We start from the raw sequence: 15,525 nt of genomic DNA, 5'->3' as shown, positions 1-15,525 counted from the left end.
GGATTTGGAGCCTTTCCGGTCACATTGGCCGGAAAGGGCTCTAATGCCGGACATGCAGGCAGCAGCGTATGCTGACAGCTCTGGTATCCACTGTCTATGTCGTCAACTGTGGCCGGCGGTGGAACTCATCGCGGCCTAACAGCTATTTCGTTCACAGGTTTCTCTCGCTGATTGGTTGAGCTTTCACAGCACCGGCAATCGTCTGTTTGAAGATCGCGCGTTCAAGTGGCGCAGCCAGAGATTCCGCGTAAGGAGTCGCAATATGATGACGATCACGGAAGGTCAATTTGCCGTCGATCATGGCATGACAGAGCGTGTTGCTGCAGAAGAAATCAGTCATATCGACATATCTTGTATTCTTGATGCCCAGGATGATCCCCTTCTCTGTTTGGGCATCGCCGTCGTCGGCAGCTGCAGCCCGGGGCGTATCGCACACCGACGGTTCTCTTCCCTGCCAAAGAGCGCGTGCCACGCACTTGTCGAGATAGGAGGTGTGGGTCGGGACATCGCGAAGGAAAACGACCCTGATGCCGGCATTGCTCAGCGCCTCGACAGTCGATTTTATCCCATCCGCCCACTCCTTTTTGCGGGCGGAATACTCGGACGGATCATCAATTTCTTCAGTCAGATGGCTTATCGAGAGCTGGGAGATAATTACCATCCGTGGTTTCATTGCAATAATTTCTTTGATCGCAAGCTCTCTCCAGTCATTGCACTCCGTATAGTCCCGCCTCAGCTTTGAATCATGCGTGGTTATCCGCGTCGCACGGCACGATGATTTCAGGTAGGTCACGAGGCGGATATTATCCTTCTTTGCTATGTCGACGAGCGGTGTCGACCAATGATCTGCATGCGAATCGCCGAAAAGGACGACAGTTTCGTTTGAAGATGGCGAGCCGAATACGCAGGGTTTTGGCTTGACCGTTTCAAGGTCCAGCACACAACTTTCATCCTTTGCGCGCACTGCGGAGGGGCGTTCTGCCGTTTCAACGATCATTTCCTGCTGCGGACTGAGATTGTGTTTTGCGAGCGTGGCGCTCGCATACGCGACCGTAACGCCTGTCATCGTCAGCAGTGCAGCGAAGGCGAGGGAACGACGTGTGCCGGCCATCAGCCAGGCATTCCTGCGTATCGGGTTTTCAACGAAGTGGTAACTGAAAAGAGACAATACCAAGGTCAGCACCAAGAGCAGGAGGCGCTGAACGCTCGTCAGTTCAGGCATCAGCATCGTTGCGTAGACGATGACAGGCCAGTGCCAAAGGTAGAGCGAATATGACAGCTTCCCCACCCACTGAGCGGGTTTGACAGCGAGAATAGCCTTGGGTCCATAGAAACTTTGGTGCACGCCGCTGAGTAGCACCATGACAGTTCCTATCGCGGGCACCAGCGCAATAAAGCCAGGGAAGGGAGACTGCTCGGATATCGTTAAATAGGTTGCAGCGACCAATACGAGACCAATCCAGCCCATAACCGGCGAATATGGAAAGCGCTTCGCCCAATTGTTCAACAGCGCCATGGAGGCAAGGCCGCCCAGGGCAAATTCCCACGCCCGGAACGGTGAAAAATAGAATGCCCAGGGTTGGGAAACGGCGGTCAGCCACGCGCAAAGCGTAAACGAAATGGCGGCCACGGCAGCCATCAGCAAGAAAACACCATGCTTGCCTGGGCGTATCCAGGTAAACAGCAAGAGAAGCGCGGGCCAAGCGAGATAGAACTGTTCCTCGACCGACAGCGACCAGAAATGAATGAACGGGTTATTCGCGGCGTCGACGGCGAAATAATCAAGAGACCAACGAATAAGCCACAAGTTGATTATATAGGTCGAAGCGAACAGCGCTCCCTTGGAATAGAGCTGCTGCTCGGATGGAGCGAGGATAAAATATCCCGCCAAAAGGGTAACGAGAATGACGAAAAGCGAGGCGGGAAGCAGGCGGCGTGCCCGTCGTGCGTAGAAGGTCATGAGATTGACCGTCCCGTGCTTCGTGATTTCCTGCTGAAGATGCTGGGTAATGAGGTAGCCGGATATCACAAAGAAGATGTCCACGCCGACGAAGCCGCCGGGTAAGCCGGTGTAGCCGAAATGGAAGGCAATCACTCCAGAAACTGCCAGGGCACGCAGCCCTTCGATATCAGGGCGAAACGATTTTGATGCGGTGACGGCACTCATGGGTTCGTCGAACTCCCTTGTTCGGGGAAATCTTCTGGAGAGCAGCATAGGGGAGTTTTGATGCGTCGCAACACCTTTTGGTGCGACGCAATATCGCCTCAATAGACGAAAGCTGTTCAAGATTTCCCGGGAAATGATTGGCGGATTCTCGCCAACCTGTTGATGTAGTGTCGGGTTTGGCTGCAGAAGCCAACCGGTCGGCGTCATTGGTCAGGCGTTCATTCCTGTTCGGCGAAGAATGACGTTTTCTCCATCTTCGAAACTAAAATCTGGGCGCATTCGCAAGAATTCGTCTGTCGCGACCCGGCATCCGCCGTAATCATGATAGTCGTCGATCAAGATAACACCCTGCTGGCTTAGCCGATCAGCCACTTTGTTCAGGCAGTACATGACAGGATCGTACCAATCGCAGTCGATATGAGCAAAGGCGATCTTTTCCATCTTGGTGTTCGGCAGTGTATTTTCGAACAACCCTTTGTGTAGGCCGATGGTCGAATTGTCGATGTCGAGGCCATACTTCGTAAATGAGCGACAAACGTCGTCATAGAGATTGTCACGATATCCGTAATACTGATCGCCGCCGAGCCCGGTGGATTTCCCACTCACGATCTTTTGATAACGGTCCTTCGATTTCATATCGTCCTTCTCCGAAGTCGGAGGAGGGATCATCGCGAAAACATCGAAGCCATGAAAGCTCCGCCCATGGCGTGTTGCCGTCTTGGCCAGGACGATAGCGCTTCCGCCGAGGGCAACCCCGAATTCCGCCACGTCGCCGGGCACCTGCCGCTGGGTAACCTCGCCCAATGCGACCTCGAGGCGTCTCAGTTTACGTGGTGACAGGTAGGTGAGGCGATCGCGCCGGACCGATCGCGCCGTGGTACTCAAGAGAGAGGCGTCAATCACGCGACGGGCACGCCTGACAATAGCATTCATGGTAGCCATTACGTTCTCCTAAAGGTGTGCCCCCAATGTTCGAATCGTCTGCTCGCATATGCAACCGTACCACTAGCAATCGGTTGTGGTGATTGCATGACGATACAGATTAGCGTTGCCTAGCTAACGGCGGACTCTGGCCGAAGTTTGATCCTGTTCGACCTCAAGCCGAAAAGATTTGGGCGTCATGCGATCGGCATCTTCGCCTACTCTGGTGCTGATCCAAATGTGATCAGACCAACAGCCAGGATTGCGAACACGATCCCGAATGACTGAACCAACGTCAGCTTTTCACCAAAAAAAGTCAGGGCAATCAGATTTACTGCAATGAGCTGGATGACAGCCGACAAGCTAAAGGCCGATGCCATTCCGAATTCGCGCACCAACCGCAGCATGATCAGATTACCCACGGAGTACAAAACGATCGTGAGCACCAATTTGAACATGCTTGGTCCCATTGCCCAGGACTTCGCACATGTTGCAGCGAGCAGGAAAGTAGCCGTTGAGGCGGCCAGCTGAAGGGAGGCGGTGAGGGTCACGTCAAACTCCGGAATACTGGGAGAAAGGCAAACCATATTCTACGAGATTCGTTATTGCAATATTGTCGACAATCTGATTTTCTAAATATGCGCACAGGATTTTCAGCCAATGAGCGGAACTGATTTTGATCCGATAGTCGATACCACGCGGCGTGCAGAGATTGTCTCTTTGCTCAGGCGAGCTATCCTCACAGGCAAGCTGGAGCCGGGACAGAAGCTGAACGAGCTTCGCATTTCCGAGCAAATGCGGGTCAGTCGCGCGCCTTTACGCGAAGCGATGCGGGAACTGGTTCAGGAGGGTATCCTTACCAGCATTCCATACGCGGGTACCTTTGTCATCGAGGTTACGGCCAAGGATATCGAAGATGCTTATTCGCTCAATCAGGTGCTTGACGAATTCGCCATCGAAAAGACCTGGCCCAACAGGACAGAGCGGTTTTTTGACGAACTCGACCGGCGCCATGATGCTGTCAAACAGGCTACGCTCGAAGTGGATACAACCCGGCAGATCGAAACCGCGCTGCAACTGCACGGACTGATCTATGAGTGGGCGGATCATTCATTGCTGCTCGATACATGGCAGCGCCTGACCAGCCGGCTCCAGATGTATTTCGCCCTGCATCAGCGTGCGCGAAACGAGCCGGTTCCATCGGTTGATGTCCACGAAGAATATGTGCGGCTGCTCAAAGGCAACAACATGAAGGCTGCCCAGCGTCATGCCCGCGAGCACATAGGCCTCGACTTCGAGGAACTTGTTGCCTTCGCAAGGAGCCTTGAGAAGCGAAGCGCCGGTGGTGAGCCGGTTGAGCGTTCAACTGGCGGAAAGGGCAAAAACTCCGGCGCCTGATTGCTGGCAACGTTCGCCTGCTGTTCTTCCATTTACCAACCATAGGATCGAATACGCCGTGTATATCAAGACCATCAAAGCCTATCGCATGATGCAGCCTTTCGTTGATGGCCGCTACAATATGTCAAAAGGGCGCGGCGCGGATGGATTCGACGCGGTCATCGTATCGGTCACTTCAAATACCGGACTCACGGGCTGGGGCGAAATGGCACCCTTGGGAAATTTTTACTCGGCCGCTTTTGCTGCCGGCGCTCAGGCGGGTGTGACAGAAATCGCGCCGCATCTCCTTGGGCAGGATCCGCGTGCGCTTGCCCGGATCAACCGGCTGATGGACACGGTGTTCAAGGGCCACCCCTATATCAAGTCCGCGCTCGACATGGCGTGTTCGGACCTGACAGCACGCGCAGCTGGTGTACCTCTCGTCACCATGCTCGGTGGCCGGGAAAGCGATATGGCGGACCTTTACAAGGTCGTCACCCATGGCCCTGTCGACGCGATGATTGCCAACGCAAAAATAATAGTCTCCGAGGGCTTCCATCGGCTGCAGGTCAAGGTTGGCGGCAACGTACATGACGACATCGAACGCGTCACCGCGGTCACCGCGTCGGTTCCGAAAGGCACGGTGATCTTTTGCGATGCCAACGCCGGCTGGTCCGCCTATCAGGCGCGGCAATTCGCCGATGCGACGCGGGAAATCGACTACACGATGGAACAGCCTTGCGTCACGATTGATGATTGTCTTTCGGTTCGGCGCTCACTCAACAAACCCATGGTGCTCGACGAATCCGTCACCTCGCTTGAGGAGATGCTGGATATTCATCGCAAAGGCGCTGCCGACGGGCTGACATTGAAAATCTCCCGTCTGGGAGGGGTGACCAAAACACGGCATATCCGCGATCTCGCGGTCGATCTGGGTTTCATGGTCACTGTCGAGGATACGGGCGGAGCAGAAATCGACACCGCTGCCATGGCGCACCTGTCGCTCTCAACGCCAGAGGAACGGCGACTGCACGCCATCGCCTTTCACGAATGGGTCACCGTCCGTACGGCCAGGAACGCACCGCCTGTCATCGGCAGCCGGATGGGTATTCCCGATGGTCCAGGCCTTGGCATCGATGTCGACCCGGACCTGCTGGGTAAGCCTTTTCTCGAATTGAGCCAATGACATGAAGATTCGTCGTATCACCGCAACGCCGATCAATCTGACGCTCGAAGCGCCCTATGTCTGGGTGTTTGGCGAACTTGACGGGTTTTCGCCGACAATTGTCGAAGTCGAGACCGAGGACGGGCTGATCGGGCTTGGTGAAGCACCAAGTGCAACGGCTGCTGCGATTATTACGGACACGCTGGCGCCGCGGCTGATCGGGCGGGACGCCTTCGATATTGCCGGTGCTGAAAATGTTTGCCTGCCGTTCTGGACTGGCGTTCAAAGCATCAATGACCGCAATCGCATCATGGCATTCGGCGCGATCGAGATGGCATTGTGGGACCTGCGTGGCAAGGCTTGGAATCAGCCGCTCTACCAGCTGCTCGGCGGCGCTGTGCGCAAGGAGATACCGTTCACAGACTATTTTTCGCTTCGCGGTGACGGACCAGGGAAGAAGGGCGAGAAGACCGCCGAGGAAGTTGCAGACTATTGTGTCGAATTGCACGAGACGTACGGCACCACGTTCTTTGAAGGAAAGTTCTCGACCGGGGACCCAAGAGTCTCCCTCCGAATGCTCGAACTTATTCGTAGGAAACTAGGCGACGATGTGATGTTGCGCATCGATTCCAATCAAGCCTATTCGCTTGCGACAGCACGGCAACTGGTGCGGCCGCTGCAAGAACTCAACGTCCGCAACTGGGAGGATCCGGTCGCGACGATCGAAGAAATGCGCGAATTGCGGCGCCATTGCTCGATTCCGTTTTCAACCCACAATATCGATATTGCCCGCGCCATCGAATTGCGGGTGCCCGATGCCATCGTTGGCAATCCGGCAGTACATGGCGGAATTGGCAGGCTCATCCGCTTTATTGGCGCTTGTGAACACGCCGCGATCGATTTCTGGTGCTATAGTGGCGACTCCGGTATCGGAAGCGCCGCCTATCTTCATCTATGCGCTGCATTTGGCTGGATCAGGGAGCCCAACCAATCGCTGTTTCGCATGCAACTGACCGACGTCATCGAAGAGGGACCGTTCTCGCCTCGAAACAACGTGGTGTCTGTCCCGGAAGGTCCGGGCCTCGGCGTAACATTGGCGCGCGACAGACTGGCCGCCTGCCATCGCGATTATGTCGAGAACGGCCCGACGAACAAATATCATGATCCGGCAAAACCGGGGGCATACCGTCGCCTGCCCTTAAACTAAGGAATGATTTGTTTCGTACAAAATACCGGCATTGAAGACCGGAAACGTCGACAATCGGAGGAAATGGGATTTTAATCATGTCGGCCATGGACGGACCGGCAAGTTGGCGACCAAGGCGCCGGCAAATAGTCGTCCACTAAAAACCAGAACATAGGGGAAGACCAAAAATCATGAAGAATTACCGAATTCTCGACATTCTCCGGCGTGGCCGGACTGATCTCGAAAACCATCTGATCGATGGCCTCGTGGACGGCAGAGTGAGCCGCCGCGAGTTTATTCGGCATGGCAGCCTGCTCGGTCTGTCATTGCCCTTTCTCGGAAGCGTCGGGTTCGCCGCAGGTTTCGGCGGCATGCCGAGCCTGGCCCGCGCGCAGGGAACCCCGGGCGCGACCATTCGCGTGGCGAGCAGCGTTCCTGCCGCAGCGATAGAACCAGTTAGCGTTGCCGACGCCGGCGGTCTTTTGATGCTGCAGCAGGTTGGCGAATTTCTCTGCCTCGACGGTCCGGATCTTGTCTTGAAGCCGATGCTGGCGGAGAGCTGGAAACCTAATGACAAGGGCGATGTCTGGACGTTCACCTTGCGCAAGGGCGTCAAGTTCCACAGCGGCGGCGAAATGAAGGCCGACGACGTGGTGGCCAGCATCGACAGGCTCGCCGATCCCGCCAATTCGTCCAATGCATTGTCCGTATTTACCGGGTTCCTGCAGAAGGGTGCGACGAAAAAAATCGATGACTATACGGTCGAGTTCCATCTGGATGCGCCGAATGGCAATTTCCCGTATCTGGTATCGTCCGACAACTACAATGCGATTATCGTTCCCGCGGACTACAAGGGCGATTTCGAAAAGAATTTCAACGCGACAGGTCCGTTCAAGCTCGAAAAATATACGCCGAAGGTTGGCGCCTCATTTGTCAGAAACGATGATTACTGGGGTGAGAAGGCGCTGCCGGAGCGTACGGAATTCACCTTCTTTGGCGATATCCAGCCAATGATCCTGGCGCTTCAGGGCGGACAGGTGGACGTTATAAACCAGCTTCCGGTCTTGGCCGGTGTCGCTCTGCTCAACGATCCTAACGTTGAAATCCTCAGCCTCAAGTCGGTGGCTCATCACCAGGTCCACATGCGCACGGACATGGACCCGTTCAAGGATGCGCGTGTGCGCCGCGCTATCGCCCTGAGCATTGACCGGAATAAACTGCAGAAGGGATTGATGCGGGGACGCGCGTCACTCGGTAATGATAGTCCGTTTGCTCCAGTCTTCCCTTCGACGGACACGAGCGTCGCGCAGCGTCAGCAGGACATGACGCAGGCCAAGCAGCTGATGGAAGCTGCAGGTGTCGGCAAAGGCTTCAAGGTCACGCTGACGACGGAGCGCTATCTGGAAATCCCGGAATATGCGGTTCTTATCCAGAACGCGGTCAAGGAAATCGGGATTGATCTCGAACTCACCATCCTCGATCAGGGCGCATATTACGGCGACGCTGTTTTCGGCAAGTCGAACTGGCTCGATTCGGTCATGGGTATCACCGACTACGGCCATCGGGGCGTCCCGAATGTCTATCTTTCGGCCCCGCTGAAGAGCGATGGCACGTGGAATTCGGCGCACTTCAAGAATGCCGAATACGACCAGTTGGTCTCCGGCTACATTGCGGCTCTTGACCTTGAAAGTCAGAAGCAGACGGCAGGCAAGATCCAGCGCCTGCTTCTGGAAGAAACACCAGTCATCTTCGGTTATTTCTTCGACTATCTGACTGCTACGGCAAAGGGGGTCACGGGAGTGCAACCCACGGCGATGTCACAGAACTATCTCGACCGCGCGTCGAAGGCCTGACCGGGAGGAAACGGACTTCCTGCAACAGCCAGCTCCGATGGGAGCTGGCTAACCAAGGAGCACAGCCATTCTCCCCTTCCTGTTAAGACGCATTGCTTTGTCGCTTGTGACACTGTTCCTGCTCAGCATCATGGTGTTTCTGGGCGGTCAGGTGCTGCCCGGAAACGTCGGCCGTGCCATATTGGGACCGCTCGCCGACATCCGCGCTGTCGATGCGCTCAATCATTCGCTTGGCCTTGATCGGCCGCTTCTCGTGCAATACTGGGACTGGATCTCAAGTTTTCTCCAGGGCGATATGGGAACGTCCTATATTTTCCGGGCTCCGGTGGCGCCATTTGTCATTGATGCGCTGGGCAATTCCATGAAGCTGGCACTGGTCGCGTTCGTCATGGTGGTGCCATTGGGGATACTCGGCGGCATCATCGCAGCCTTGAATGTCAACCGGCCCATTGATCGCATCATCAGTCTCGGTGGACTGTCGGCAACGGTTTTGCCGGAGTTCGTCACTGGCATCATCTTCATCCTGATTTTCGGCGTCTGGCTGCACTGGTTGCCCATCGCCGCCACGTGGCCAAAGAACGCGGGATTTTTCACACAGATTTACTATCTGATCCTGCCGGCGCTTCCGCTTTTCCTGGTGCTGTTCGGCTACATCGCCCGCATGGCACGCTCCGGCATGATCGAGGCGCTCGATTCCGATTACACGCGAACCGCTGTCCTCAAGGGACTACCCTGGCGCGTCGTCATATGGCGGCATGTCCTGCGCAACGCGCTGCTTCCGACAATCACTGTTATCGCCACGCAAACCGGGTATCTGATCGGTGGTCTGGTCGTTGTCGAGACGTTGTTCCGCTATCAGGGGATAGGCTCGCTGATCTTCACGGCGGCGCGCGGCAAGGATTTTCCGATCCTCGAGGCCGGTATTCTGACAATCGGTATCGTCTATTCCGTCGCGACGCTGGTTGCCGACGTTCTCTATTCAGTCCTAAACCCGCGTATTCGGCTGGGGGCAGAACAATGAGCGCAATCGAAGCCAAACAACCCGAACTGCCGAGTTCCAGCACGCGCAGTCCCGTGACCGAAGTTCTGGTCTCACTCAGCCGTTCGGGGTCATTTTTGACCGGACTCGTGATTGTCGTTTTCTGGGTCGTCTGCGCGCTGTTCGGCGAACACTTCACGCCCTACGATCCGTTGGCGGATGACATCATAAATGCGCTCATGCCGCCGTCAGCAGAACGTTGGTTCGGAACCGATCAGCTTGGCCGCGATGTCTTCTCGCGCGTCATCGTCGGCTCTCGCGACATTCTGACCGTAGCTCCGCTTGCCACATTGCTGGCCACGGTCGCGGGGACGACGCTCGGCCTTTTCACCGGTTATTTTCGCGGCCTGGTCGATGATATTATCAGCCGTGTCCTCGAAGCTTTCATGGCGATCCCGGTCGTAATCGTTGCTCTTCTTGCCATCGTTGCTCTCGGTACTTCCAAGTCCACAGTGATCATTGTCATTGGCCTGAGTTTTTCGCCGATCATTGCCCGTACCGTGCGCTCGGCAGTCCTTTCCGAACGCGAACTCGACTATGTTGCCGCCGCACAGCTGCGCCGCGAAAGCGCACTGCATACGATGTTTGTCGAGATATTGCCGAACGTGGTGCCGCCGATCCTCGTCGAAACGACCGTCCGCCTCGGCTATGCAATCTTCGCGGTTGCGACACTGAGTTTCATGGGTTTCGGCATCCAGCCACCGTCGCCGGATTGGGGCCTGAGTATTTCCAGTAATTACGGAATGATCGCGGGCGGCTTCTGGTGGACCGTGCTGTTCGACGCTCTTGCCATCGCTTCGCTCGTTATCGGCGTCAATCTCGTGGCCGACGGAGTTCAGGGAGCTCTCAATGACTGAACCCACCATCAAGGACAACGCGCTTGAACTGCACAACCTTTCCGTCGCTTACCGTGTGGGTCGGCGCAATCGGGCAGTGCTTCGAGACCTTAGCCTGACCATTCGTCCCGGAGAGGCCTATGGTCTCGTTGGTGAGTCGGGCTGTGGAAAATCCACGGTTGCGCTTTCAGTCGTGCGCTACCTGCCGAGGAACGGCGTCATCACCGCCGGAGAAATCTTTCTCGCGGGCCAGAATGTCATGAAGCTCGACGGCGAAGCGCTGCGGCGGATGCGCGCCGAAAGTGTTTCCATGGTCTATCAGGATCCCGGCAAGGCGCTCAACCCGTCCATCCGTATTGGACCGCAATTGACCGAGATATTCGAATTGCGCGGCATTTCCGGGCAAATGGCATCGGATCATGCGATTGCCATGCTAACCCGGGTGCGCATTTCCGATCCAGTACGGGTGATGCAGCGATATCCGCACCAGCTCTCGGGCGGCATGCAGCAGCGCGTCGGTATCGCCATGGCACTCGCGAATGACCCGACGATGCTGATCCTCGACGAACCGACCACGGGGCTTGACGCGACCGTCGAGGCCGAAGTGCTCGATCTGATTGCCAAGCTTCGACAGGAGTTGTCAGCCTCTATTCTTTTCATCAGCCACAACCTCGCCGTGGTTTCGCGTATGTGCGACCGGGTTGGTGTACTTTATGCCGGCATGCTGGTGGAGGAGGGACCAACGGAGGAAGTCTTTAACAATCCTCGGCATCCCTATACGGTTGCACTGCTCCGTTGCCTGCCGCGAGGCGGACAGCGCAAGGATCAGATACGGCTGGATACAATTCCGGGATTCCTTCCAGCCCCCGGCGCGACAATCAATGGTTGCGCCTTCGCTGACCGATGCGCGCTCGCCGACAGAAAGTGCCACAGTGAACTGCCGCCGCTACATGATCTTGGCGGGCGGCTTTCCCGTTGCCATTACCATGAGAAAGCTCATACGCTTCCCCGTACCACGCCCGGCAACATCTCAATTTCGACTGCAGGTGCTCCGCTGGAACCCGTCTTGCGAATTGAGGGGTTGAACAAAACCTATGCCAGCCATGGCCATGCCTTGCGGGCAGTGAACGATGTTTCGCTCGACCTTCTGCCGGGTCAGACGCTTGGCCTTGTCGGTGAATCTGGAAGCGGCAAGACGACCTTCGCCCGTTTGCTCCTCGGACTCATTCCTGCCGATGCCGGCGGTACCATGCAGCTCGAAGGCAAACCTCTCGCTTCCAAACTCGAAAGTCGAACTGCGGATCAGGTAAAGGCGATGCAGATCGTTTTCCAGAATCCGGATTCGGCACTCAACCGGTCGCATTCCATCAGGCATATCATGGGGCGTGCTCTTCATACGCTTGCTGGGCTCAGCGGACCCGCATTGCGCACCCGCCTCATCGACCTTGTTCATTCCGTCCGCCTGACAGAGCGGCATCTGAGCGTCAAGCCGCGCCAGCTTTCCGGAGGTTTGAAACAGAGGGTGGCAATTGCCCGCGCCTTTGCCGGTGATCCTCGGATCGTCGTCTGCGACGAACCAACATCTGCACTCGATGTCTCGGTTCAAGCAGCAATTCTCAATCTGCTCGCTGACCTGCAGATGAAAGAGAGTGTGAGCTATATCTTTATCTCACACGATTTGGCTGTCGTTCGCTATTTGTCGGATCAGATTGCCGTGCTTTATCTCGGCCGCATCATGGAGCTTGGTCCTTCCGAGCGTGTATTCTCCGGCCCGCACCATCCCTATACGGAGGCGTTGCTTTCTGCGGTTCCGAAACTCAATGAAAGCGAACACGTTCGCGTCCGGCTTGACGGGGAGATTCCGAGCGCCGTCAATCCTCCCTCGGGCTGTGTTTTCCACACGCGTTGCCCCCGCAAGATCGGTGCAATTTGCGAGGAGCAGGAGCCTCCGTTGATCGTTGCGGAACCGGGTCATACGATCCGATGCCACATTCCCTACGAAGAACTCGCAAGACTGCAAAAAAAGACGCAAGAGGAAGTAAACGCATGACTGATTTGAGAGAGCTGACATTCGCTGAAATCGAATCCTTGGCGACGAAGGCCTTGATCTCTTCAAATGTCAGCATTGAAAACGCGTGGGCAGTCGCCAGATCAATCGCGGCCGCAGAGCGTGACGGGCAGGCGATCGTTGGCCTTTCATACTTGCCGACCTATTGCGATCACGCGGCATGCGGCAAAGTCGATGGCCACGCGCGGCCGCGTCTCGAAAATCTCTCGCCCGCTGTTCTGCGGGTAGACGCTGGAACTGGTTTTGCCCACCCCGCAATCGCATTGGGCTTGCAACCACTGGCCGAAGCAGCCCGGAAAAATGGAATTGCCGCATTGTCCGTCGGCAACTCCTACGCGTGCGGCTCACTTGGCTATTTTGTCGAAGAACTGGCGCAAATGGGTCTTATCGCGCTGATGGCCGCGAACGCGTCGCCGTCGATCGCGCCGTTTGGGGGGAAGACTCCTTTCTTCGGCACCAACCCATTGGCGTTTGGCGTTCCGCGCGAAGGACGCGAACCGCTTGTCATCGATCAATCGTCGAGCGTCGTTGCAAAGGTCGCCGTGATCGATGCCTATAATCGCGGCGTAGCGCTTCCCGACGGTTGGGCGATCGATGCCGATGGCGTGCCGACCAACGACGCGGCCGCCGCGATGGAGGGCAGCTTGTTGCCGATCGGCGGTTATAAGGGTTTCGGTCTTGCCCTGATGGTCGATATCCTTGCGGCGGGTCTCACACGGTCACACTGGTCCTTCGAGGCTTCTTCCTTTGGCGACTGCGAGGGCGGCCCACCCAGAACCGGCCAGTTGATCATTGCTCTTGATCCAGGGCTGTTTGCCGGCGACGACTTTGCGGCACGGTTGGAATTGATGTTGGGCGCGGCTCAAGAAACACCGGCCGTGCGCCTTCCTGGCGATCGCCGCATCGAAGCGCGCAAGAAGCACGGCTCAGGAATTCAGATCCCGGCCGCTGTGGTCGAAACGGTTGAGCGATATGCGCGCGAAGGCTCACCGATGCTTCGAGATATCGATGCTCAGGAAGTCTCGATTTAGCCCCTCATGGTGAGCGTGTCGAACCACGCATCTGCCAAACCAACTCTAGTTGTCGAATTTCTCGTCCGGGTAGGCGCCCCAGATGTCCGACTGGCGCATCCAGCCGCTGGCGCCGCTGAACACCACGCGGCAATAATCGCCATTGCAGGTCTTGAGACTGCCGAGAACACCGGGCTGTACCTTGGCGACGACGTTCGCCTTGTCATCGGCGCTGCGGTAGACATTCAGCATCACGCCATCCTTGTCGCGTTGCCAGGGCGCGGTCATCGCAGTGCGCTTGCCGGACAGCAGCGACTGGTAGACCCAACCCTCGGTGCCTTCCGAATCCCTGATCCGCCGCCAATTGTCATATTCCTGCACAATCTCGACCGGCAGGCCGGATTTAAGAAAGAGCCATGTCACCGCATAATCACGTCCCGGTCCGACGCGCAGATTGACGCGCCCGGGCTTCAAGCTGACGAAACGCGGCAGCGGCAGACCGCTTGGCCCAATTTGCGCCGCAGCTTCCGCTCGCGTAAGCGCCGGCATGCCGAGGGGAATTGCTGCAAGGAGTGCAACTGCAATACCACCTGCGATTGCGAAAAGGCGAAAATTTCGAATATTCAACAAGTCAGTCCTTCATCGTCCCGGGCTTGCAACCGCCAAATTGCGGCCGAATGGAGAACGATCTCTATTTTTCTTTGTCTTTGATGCGCCGCCTTGATAGACAGGTGCAGGCGCGGCACAAGAGCAATTGCAGTTTGCAATGACTTGGTTAAAGAGGTCTCAATGGTGCCGCCGAATGGAGGGGAATATTGGTGAGCAAGAAGCCTCTGGTCGTCATCACCCGTAAATTGCCGGATTCTACAGAGACGCGCATGCGTGAACTCTTTGAGGCGCGGCTCAACGTCGATGACCGTCGGATGACCAGGGCGGAACTGATCGAGGCTGTCAGCCACGCCAATGTCCTCGTACCGACCATTACCGACCATATCACCGAGGAGATCATCAGCGCGGCTGGTCCCAATCTCAAGCTCATCGCCAATTTTGGCAATGGCACCGACAATATCGACGTCGTTGCCGCCGCCAAACATGGCATTACCGTTACCAACACGCCGAATGTATTGACCGAAGACACGGCGGACATGACCATGGCGCTGATGCTGGCGGTGCCGCGGCGTCTGGTTGAGGGCGCTTCGATATTACTGGACGATGGCAAATGGGAGGGCTGGGGCCCGACCTGGATGCTTGGCCGCCGCATCTGGGGCAAGCGCCTCGGTATTGTCGGCATGGGGCGCATCGGCACGGCAGTCGCGCGGCGCGCCAAGGCGTTCGGTCTGTCGATCCATTATCACAACCGCAAGCCGGTGAGCCCGAAGACCGAAGAGGAACTGGAGGCGACCTACTGGGAAAGCCTCGACCAGATGCTGGCGCGTATGGATATCATTTCGGTCAATTGCCCCTCGACACCTGCGACCTTCCACCTGCTCTCCGCCAGGCGGCTAGCCCTGATGCAGCCGACGGCCTTCGTCGTCAATACGGCGCGCGGCCAGATCATCGATGAGCACGCACTGATCGAACAATTGGAACACGGCAAACTTTCCGGCGCGGCGCTCGATGTGTTCGAGCACGAGCCCGCGGTCAACTCCAAGCTGCGCAAGCTCGCCAGGCAAGGCAAGGTGGTGATCCTGCCGCATATGGGCTCGGCAACGCTCGAAGGCCGTATCGACATGGGCGAGAAGGTGATCATCAACATCCGCACCTTTATCGATGGGCATCGTCCGCCTGATCGGGTACTGCCTCGCGACCGGTGAGAATCCATCCTGACGGCCATCTGATGCGGTTTTCTCCGCTTCCGGTGCTCACGGACGAATAAGTCCGCTGCGCTCCGGTTCTCGAAAAA

At 56.8% G+C, this 15,525-nt stretch carries 13 protein-coding genes; 9 read left to right on the top strand and 4 right to left on the bottom strand.

Annotation, left to right across the window (positions count from 1 at the left end; genetic code table 11):
• Positions 1–151 precede the first annotated feature (151 nt).
• From ACSQ3H_RS00190 to ACSQ3H_RS00180, 3 genes are all read right to left on the bottom strand, one after another.
• Positions 152–2,167, bottom strand: coding sequence for an acyltransferase family protein (locus tag ACSQ3H_RS00190; RefSeq protein WP_436115166.1), 2,016 nt, complete (start codon positions 2,165–2,167; stop codon positions 152–154).
• Positions 2,168–2,377: 210 nt separating this feature from the next.
• Positions 2,378–3,109 (bottom strand): TylF/MycF/NovP-related O-methyltransferase, encoded by a 732-nt coding sequence (locus ACSQ3H_RS00185; RefSeq protein WP_436115165.1) that lies wholly within the window; start codon positions 3,107–3,109, stop codon positions 2,378–2,380.
• Between the two features lie 197 nt (positions 3,110–3,306).
• A complete protein-coding gene (locus ACSQ3H_RS00180; protein WP_436115164.1) occupies positions 3,307–3,639 on the bottom strand; it encodes a hypothetical protein in 333 nt (110 codons plus the stop codon).
• Between the two features lie 109 nt (positions 3,640–3,748).
• On the opposite strand from ACSQ3H_RS00180, the gene ACSQ3H_RS00175 reads away from it, so the two are divergent.
• The 8 genes from ACSQ3H_RS00175 (at position 3,749) to ACSQ3H_RS00140 (ending at position 13,643) form a co-directional block, all read left to right on the top strand.
• Positions 3,749–4,486: a GntR family transcriptional regulator gene (locus ACSQ3H_RS00175; protein WP_436115163.1), complete on the top strand. Its 738-nt coding sequence runs from the start codon at positions 3,749–3,751 to the stop codon at positions 4,484–4,486.
• A 58-nt stretch (positions 4,487–4,544) separates the two neighbouring features.
• The gene (locus tag ACSQ3H_RS00170; RefSeq protein ID WP_436115162.1) at positions 4,545–5,651 is read left to right on the top strand and encodes a mandelate racemase/muconate lactonizing enzyme family protein; all 1,107 of its coding nucleotides are present in this window, start codon (positions 4,545–4,547) and stop codon (positions 5,649–5,651) included.
• Position 5,652: 1 nt separating this feature from the next.
• Positions 5,653–6,837 carry a mandelate racemase/muconate lactonizing enzyme family protein gene (locus ACSQ3H_RS00165; protein WP_436115161.1) on the top strand — a complete coding sequence of 395 codons (1,185 nt, stop codon included), beginning with the start codon at positions 5,653–5,655 and terminating at the stop codon, positions 6,835–6,837.
• 167 nt (positions 6,838–7,004) lie between these two features.
• The gene (locus ACSQ3H_RS00160; protein ID WP_436119296.1) at positions 7,005–8,669 is read left to right on the top strand and encodes an ABC transporter substrate-binding protein; all 1,665 of its coding nucleotides are present in this window, start codon (positions 7,005–7,007) and stop codon (positions 8,667–8,669) included.
• A 67-nt stretch (positions 8,670–8,736) separates the two neighbouring features.
• Positions 8,737–9,690: an ABC transporter permease gene (locus tag ACSQ3H_RS00155; protein ID WP_436119295.1), complete on the top strand. Its 954-nt coding sequence runs from the start codon at positions 8,737–8,739 to the stop codon at positions 9,688–9,690.
• Entirely contained in the window at positions 9,687–10,565 is an 879-nt protein-coding gene (locus ACSQ3H_RS00150; protein WP_436115160.1) for an ABC transporter permease, read from the top strand. Before ACSQ3H_RS00155 ends, ACSQ3H_RS00150 begins: the two co-directional genes overlap by 4 nt.
• The gene (locus tag ACSQ3H_RS00145; RefSeq protein WP_436115159.1) at positions 10,558–12,594 is read left to right on the top strand and encodes a dipeptide ABC transporter ATP-binding protein; all 2,037 of its coding nucleotides are present in this window, start codon (positions 10,558–10,560) and stop codon (positions 12,592–12,594) included. The genes ACSQ3H_RS00150 and ACSQ3H_RS00145 overlap by 8 nt, the downstream gene beginning before the upstream one ends.
• The gene (locus tag ACSQ3H_RS00140) at positions 12,591–13,643 is read left to right on the top strand and encodes an Ldh family oxidoreductase (RefSeq protein ID WP_436115158.1); all 1,053 of its coding nucleotides are present in this window, start codon (positions 12,591–12,593) and stop codon (positions 13,641–13,643) included. The genes ACSQ3H_RS00145 and ACSQ3H_RS00140 overlap by 4 nt, the downstream gene beginning before the upstream one ends.
• 45 nt (positions 13,644–13,688) lie before the next feature.
• On the opposite strand, the gene ACSQ3H_RS00135 is transcribed toward ACSQ3H_RS00140, so the two are convergent.
• Positions 13,689–14,171 carry an SH3 domain-containing protein gene (locus tag ACSQ3H_RS00135; protein ID WP_436119294.1) on the bottom strand — a complete coding sequence of 161 codons (483 nt, stop codon included), beginning with the start codon at positions 14,169–14,171 and terminating at the stop codon, positions 13,689–13,691.
• Positions 14,172–14,434: 263 nt separating this feature from the next.
• On the opposite strand from ACSQ3H_RS00135, the gene ACSQ3H_RS00130 reads away from it, so the two are divergent.
• On the top strand, positions 14,435–15,436 hold the full coding sequence (locus tag ACSQ3H_RS00130) for a 2-hydroxyacid dehydrogenase (RefSeq protein ID WP_436119293.1): 1,002 nt from the start codon (positions 14,435–14,437) through the stop codon (positions 15,434–15,436).
• Positions 15,437–15,525: the final 89 nt, after the last annotated feature.

This window comes from Phyllobacterium sp. LjRoot231 (genome assembly GCF_964253365.1).
In the GTDB taxonomy this organism is placed as follows: domain Bacteria; phylum Pseudomonadota; class Alphaproteobacteria; order Rhizobiales; family Rhizobiaceae; genus Phyllobacterium.
This window is presented reverse-complemented; position numbering and strand designations above follow the sequence as displayed.

What these genes read in the sequence shown, in the direction of transcription:
- ACSQ3H_RS00190 (WP_436115166.1), bottom strand. Translation starts at nt 2,167, where the DNA reads ATGAGTGCCGTCACCGCATCAAAATCGTTTCGCCCTGATATCGAAGGG.
- ACSQ3H_RS00185 (WP_436115165.1), bottom strand. Translation starts at nt 3,109, where the DNA reads ATGGCTACCATGAATGCTATTGTCAGGCGTGCCCGTCGCGTGATTGAC.
- ACSQ3H_RS00175 (WP_436115163.1), top strand. Translation starts at nt 3,749, where the DNA reads ATGAGCGGAACTGATTTTGATCCGATAGTCGATACCACGCGGCGTGCA.
- ACSQ3H_RS00165 (WP_436115161.1), top strand. Translation starts at nt 5,653, where the DNA reads ATGAAGATTCGTCGTATCACCGCAACGCCGATCAATCTGACGCTCGAA.
- ACSQ3H_RS00150 (WP_436115160.1), top strand. Translation starts at nt 9,687, where the DNA reads ATGAGCGCAATCGAAGCCAAACAACCCGAACTGCCGAGTTCCAGCACG.
- ACSQ3H_RS00145 (WP_436115159.1), top strand. Translation starts at nt 10,558, where the DNA reads ATGACTGAACCCACCATCAAGGACAACGCGCTTGAACTGCACAACCTT.
- ACSQ3H_RS00140 (WP_436115158.1), top strand. Translation starts at nt 12,591, where the DNA reads ATGACTGATTTGAGAGAGCTGACATTCGCTGAAATCGAATCCTTGGCG.
- ACSQ3H_RS00135 (WP_436119294.1), bottom strand. Translation starts at nt 14,171, where the DNA reads ATGCCGGCGCTTACGCGAGCGGAAGCTGCGGCGCAAATTGGGCCAAGC.